The organism is Streptomyces sp. KLMMK, assembly GCF_036961605.1.
Lineage (GTDB): Bacteria > Actinomycetota > Actinomycetes > Streptomycetales > Streptomycetaceae > Streptomyces > Streptomyces telluris.
Map to the genome: position 1 here is coordinate 1 of NZ_JBAMDC010000500.1, position 4,062 is coordinate 4,062.

The following is a 4,062-nucleotide window of genomic DNA, read 5'->3' on the forward strand; positions in this document are numbered from 1 at the left end:
GGCGGCGGCCCGCACCCCGGGCGCGTCCGCGAGGTCGAGGAGCAGGGCGCGGCCGTCGTGGAGGTGGTCGGCGAGCCTGCTGCCGTCGGCGAGTTCGAGGTCCGGGGCGCTGCCGCCGACGAGCGGGTGGTCGCCGGGCCCGGCCATCGCCTCGTAGCGCTGCCACACGCCGGAGATCTTCTTGGCGAAGAAGGTGGTGCCGGCGACGGTGTCCGAGAACTCGGCCACCACCTCGCGCAGCGCCTGCGCGTGGGACTCCGGCCGCATCAGCGCCACTTGGGCCCGGGTCCACTCCAGCACCCACGCCCCGATGGGGTGCCGCTCGGCGGTGTAGGTGTCCAGCAGCCCCTCGGGCGCGCGGCCGCGCACGGTGGCGGCCAGCTTCCAGCCGAGGTTCATCGCGTCGCCGATGCCGAGGTTGAGGCCCTGGCCGCCGAACGGCGAGTGCACGTGAGCGGCGTCGCCGGCCAGGAGCACCCGTCCGGAGCGGTAGTCGGCCGCCTGCCGGGCGTTGTCGGTGAAGCGGGTCGCCGTGTGCACGGCGGTGACGCTGACGTCGGCGCCGGAGACGTTGCGCAGGGAGGCCGTCAGCTCCTCGGCGGTGACCGGGGCGTCGCGGTCGGCGGGCGGCCCGTCGAACTCGACGGTGAGGATGCGCCCGGGGAACGGGCCGTGCGCGTACGTACCCGTCGGCGTCCGGGTCCAGCCCTTGCCCAGGGCTTCGGCGCCCTCCATCTCGACCATCGCCTGGTGCCCCGTGATGGACGGGTCGGTGCCGGGGAAGGCGAACCCGCCGAGCTTGCGGACGGTGCTGCGGCCGCCGTCGCAGCCCACCAGCCAGCCCGCGCGGATCGCCGAGCCGCCGGCGTGCACGGTGACGCCCTCGTCGTCCGCCTCGAAGCCCATCAGCTCCACGCCGCGGCGCACCTGCACGCCCAGCTCCGCGGCGCGCCCGCCGAGCAGCCGCTCCAGGGGCTCCTGGGGGATGAAACCTATGTCCCCGGCCGGGCCGGCGCCGGCGAAGTCGGGGTCGGAGGTGTCCAGCAGATGGCCCTTGAGGGGGATGCCCGCGAAGTGCCCGGCGAACTTGGGCGGCATCGCCACCGGTCCGCCCCGGCCGCCCTGCCGCTGCGCCATGAACCCGCTGATGCGCTCCAGGTTCTCCTTCTGGACGGCGGCCAGGGCGGGCAGCAGACCGCGCCGGTAGAAGGCCTCCGCCGAGGGGGTGTTGATGGCCCCCGCCTTGATGGTCGTGTCGATGTCGGTCAGCCGCTCGACGACGAGGACGCTCACCCCGCCCAGCCGCAACTCGCACGCCAGCGTCAGCCCGACCGGGCCCGCTCCCGCCACCACAACGTCGTAGTCCGTGTCCATGGGCAGTGACTATAGCGACTAAAAGTTTGTGTCGGATATAATTTTCTCCATGGATCCTCACCACGCCAAGGCGGCGGCCGGAGCCGGCGGGCTCTCGCTGCGCGAGCGCAAGAAGCGGCAGACCCGGCAGCGGATCTCCGACGTGGCCACCGGGCTGTTCGCCGCCCGGGGGTTCGACAAGGTGACCGTCGCGGAGGTCGCCGAGGCCGCCGAGGTCTCCACGATGACCGTCTTCAACCACTTCGCGCGCAAGGAGGACCTCTTCCTCGACCGGATCCCCGAGGCGCTGGACCTCTTCACCCGCGCCGTACGGGAACGGCGCCCCGGCGAGAGTCCCGCCGCCCCGGTGCGCCGCCTCGTCCTCGAACTCGCCGATGCGCGCCACCCCCTGGGAGGCCTGGGCGACACCTTCCCGGCGTTCTGGCGCGTCGTGCTGGACTCGCCGGCCCTCCGGGCCCGCGTGCGCGAGGCCGTCGAGGAAATGGAGGACGCGCTCACCGCCGCCGTCGCGGAGAGCACCGGCGCGGCCCCCGGTGACCCGCGGCCCCGGCTGACCGCGGCCCTCGTCGTCACCGCCTACCGCACCGTCTGCGGCACCGCCGTGGCCCGGCTGCTCGCGGGCGAGCGCGCCGACGACGTGGCGCCCGGCCACCGCGAGTTCACCGGCACCACCTTCGACGCCCTGGAGGAGGCGCTGCGGGTGCTCGGCGGGCCGGACCGGGCCGGACCGGCCTGAGCGTCCGGCGGCCCCGGCGCGCGCCCGGAAACCCCGGGGCGCCGGTGTAGCCTCGCCGCATGCCACCGCACCCCCGCCGTCACCGGGCGTGGCCCGCGGCCCTCGTGGAGGAACGGGCCCGCCCCGAGCGCATAAGATCCCGCCCCGGGGGCTGGCGGCCGGCGGTGGCCACCGTCTGCCTCGGCGCCTTCATGGGCCAGCTCGACGCCAGCATCGTCACCCTCGCCTACGGCGGGCTGTGCAGCGAGTTCCACGCCTCGCCGGCCGCCGTCGAGTGGGTCTCGCTGGCCTACCTCCTCACCCTCGTCGCACTGCTGGTGCCGGTCGGCCGCCTTGCGGACGCCCACGGCCGCAAGCTGTTCTACCTCTACGGATTCCTCGTCTTCACCGCCGCCTCGGCCGCCTGCGCCCTCGCCCCGTCCCTGGCCGTCCTCGTGACCTTCCGCGTGCTGCAGGCCGCGGGGGCCGCGATGATGCAGGCCAACAGCGTGGCCCTGGTGACCACCAGCGCGCCGCGCGCCAAGATGCGCGCGGCCCTCGGCGTCCAGGCCGCGGCGCAGGCCCTCGGGCTCGCCCTCGGCCCGACCATCGGTGGCGCCCTGGTGGCCGGGCTCGGCTGGCGCTGGGTCTTCGCGGTCAACGTCCCCGTCGGCGTGGCCGCCCTCGTGGCCGGCCAGTACCTGCTGCCCCGCACCCGCACCCGCAGCCCCGTGGCCGGCTCCGACCGCCTCGGGCCGGTGCTCCTGGCGGTGGCGACCACCGCGCTGCTGCTGGCCCTGTCCATGGTGTCCGGACTGACCGTGCCCACGTGGGCCGTCGCCGCCCTGTTCGCCCTGGCCGCGGCCGCCACCTGGGGCTTCGTCCTGCGGGAACGCCGGGCGGCCCACCCCCTCGTCGACCCCGCCCTGCTGCGGCGCCGGGCCGTCTCCACCGGCCTCGCCGCGGCACTCGGCGCCTACCTCGTGCTCTTCGGCCCGCTCGTGCTCGTGCCCGTCGTGCTCACCGGCGCAGGCTCCTCCGAGCTGTACGCCGGGCTGGTCCTGACGGCCCTTCCGGCCGGCTTCGCCCTGGCCGCGACCTGCGCGGAGCGCGTCCTGCCCCAGGCCCTGGGCGACCGGAGCCGCTGCCTGCTGGGCGCGGCCGTCGCGGTCGCCGCCCTGGCCGCCATGCTCGTCCTCCCGCTCACCACGGGGCCCCTGGTCCCGCTGCTCGCCCTCCTCGGCCTGGGGCTCGGTGCGTTCACCCCCGCCAACAACGCCCTGGTCATGGGGGCGATCCCGGCGGCGTCCTCCGGCACCGGGGGCGGGCTGGTCAACATGGCCCGCGGTCTCGGAACGGCCTTCGGCATCGCCCTGGTCACCCTCGCGCTCCACCACTCCGGCGCCGCCGGCCCCCACCGCGCCGTGGCCGTCCTGCTGGGCGCCGCACTGCTCGTCGCAGCCGCCGCGTGGCTCGGGCCGACACGCCGGGGCCCGTCACCCGGACGAGCCGCCGGGGACGCCGGCGGTTAGCAGGCCAAGTACCGTCCGCGGCATGAGGCCCGTACTCGCACCCTCCCTCTCCCTGCCCCTCGCCGCCGTTCTGCTGGCCTGCAACCTGACCGCCTGTGCGAGCCGTGACGAGGCGGCGGGCCAACCGGACCTGACCCCCTATTACGACCAGGAGATCTCCTGGGAGCCCTGCTCCCGGGACCAGGACAAGACGATCAGGAACGAGACGCGGCACGCCCCCGGCACACCCGAGTGCGCCCGGCTCACCGTGCCCTACACCTACGCGGACCCCGCCAAGGGCGAGCTGCGGCTCGCCCTCATGCGCTACCGCACCAAGGACCAGGACCACCGCCTCGGCTCGCTCGTCCTGTCCTTCGGCGGACCGGGCGAGTCCGGGCTCGTACGGCTCGGCGCCCGCGGCCCGGACGGCTTCAGCAAGGCCGGCGGCCGCTACGACCTCGT

At 75.5% G+C, this 4,062-nt stretch carries 3 protein-coding genes and 1 pseudogene; 3 read left to right on the forward strand and 1 reads right to left on the reverse strand.

Features of this window, described 5'->3' with window-relative positions; translation table 11 throughout:
• Nucleotides 1-1,374 (reverse strand): FAD-dependent monooxygenase (locus V7793_RS34400; RefSeq protein ID WP_336013630.1); only part of this gene is annotated, 1,374 nt, incomplete at its 3' end.
• Nucleotides 1,375-1,423: 49 nt separating this feature from the next.
• Here V7793_RS34400 and V7793_RS34405 point away from each other — a divergent pair.
• The 3 genes and pseudogenes from V7793_RS34405 to V7793_RS34415 form a co-directional block, all read left to right on the forward strand.
• The gene (locus V7793_RS34405) at nucleotides 1,424-2,110 is read left to right on the forward strand and encodes a TetR/AcrR family transcriptional regulator (protein ID WP_336013631.1); all 687 of its coding nucleotides are present in this window, start codon (nucleotides 1,424-1,426) and stop codon (nucleotides 2,108-2,110) included.
• A gap of 59 nt (nucleotides 2,111-2,169) precedes the next feature.
• Nucleotides 2,170-3,621, forward strand: coding sequence for an MFS transporter (locus V7793_RS34410; protein ID WP_336013632.1), 1,452 nt, complete (start codon nucleotides 2,170-2,172; stop codon nucleotides 3,619-3,621).
• Nucleotides 3,622-3,643: 22 nt separating this feature from the next.
• A pseudogene (locus V7793_RS34415) lies at nucleotides 3,644-4,062 on the forward strand (alpha/beta hydrolase); the annotation flags it as partial.